The 1,115-nt window shown below is 37.4% G+C and carries 2 pseudogenes; both read right to left on the bottom strand.

What is annotated here, in order from left to right:
• Positions 1 to 266 (bottom strand): annotated as a pseudogene (locus F6K23_RS41045) (IS4 family transposase); the annotation flags it as partial.
• A 242-nt stretch (positions 267 to 508) separates the two neighbouring features.
• Positions 509 to 957, bottom strand: a pseudogene (locus F6K23_RS41040) (IS5 family transposase); the annotation flags it as partial.
• Positions 958 to 1,115: the final 158 nt, after the last annotated feature.

Genomic DNA, 1,115 nt, shown 5'->3' with positions numbered 1-1,115 from the left:
TTACCAAGGGAAAATTCTTGATTAATTATTACCTGAATAATTGGAAACCAAAATAAGGGAAGGCTTAAAGAAAAGAATCTTAAAAAGCTTTGAATGTGACGGCGACGGCTTTGATATTTAATGGGCAAAGGAGAACAAGCGGCTAACCTTTCTATTTTTACTGTTTTTTGGACAGTCAACAACCAAACTAACATTTTTAAAGTTTGGGCTTGAGTTGGAGTCAAATATTGTTTAAAATGTGATTCAAAGAATAATATTAAATCCATATTTGTCGGTCTGTTGATTGAAGTAGACCGACTTTTTTTACCATAAAATGTGATTTATGACGATTATGTTGACAGAAAAATCAAGTTGAATTGGGGGAGAATGGGTAGGGACGCTCCGCGTCCCTACCCATTCTCTGAAAATGATTATCATTATTTAGCAATAAAAATCAAGATTTTTTATAGAGGTTTAATTCTTCAAAAGCTTATTCAGCAATAGTTTTGAGGCGCTTGTCACCCCGTGAGCCTTGAGAGTCTACAACTATATGGCGCTTACGCCCTTTAACCTTTTTTCCACCATCGAAGCCATAGACAGAGCCCTTTTTTCTGTTGTTTTGACTGACTGAGAATCAGCGATCGCCACACTAGAATCTTGATCTCTTTCTAGTTGAGTTCTCAGTTTTTGGCGGACTTGAGCATGCATTTGCTCCCATATACCACGACGTTGCCATTTCTGACAATACCTATATACAGTTGTGTACGGGGGTAAGTCATGGGGCATCATTTCCCACTGACATCCAGTCCGTTGTACATAAAATACGCCGTTGATAATCTCTCTTAAATCCACTTCAATGGGATGACCAAACCCTTTTGGTTTAGGTAGCAAAGGCTTGAGTATTTCCCACTCTAAATCACTCAGATCACTTGGGTATGGCTTACGTTGAGGGTTAGCGATCGCAGGTATACGGCTCATTAGTCACAATTATATCCAGAATATCATTGATCATAAAACTATGTTTCACTCTTATGTAGCTTTCTTTAGATTTTCTTAATGAATCAGCTCTTAAGCCTTCCCTTATTTTGGTTTCCAATTATTCAGGTAATAATTAATCAAGAATTTTCCCTTGGTAG

The organism is Okeania sp. SIO2C9 (assembly GCF_010672455.1).
In the GTDB taxonomy this organism is placed as follows: domain Bacteria; phylum Cyanobacteriota; class Cyanobacteriia; order Cyanobacteriales; family Microcoleaceae; genus Okeania.
Note: the sequence above shows the minus strand (reverse complement) of the source record. Positions and strands in the feature narration are given on the sequence as shown.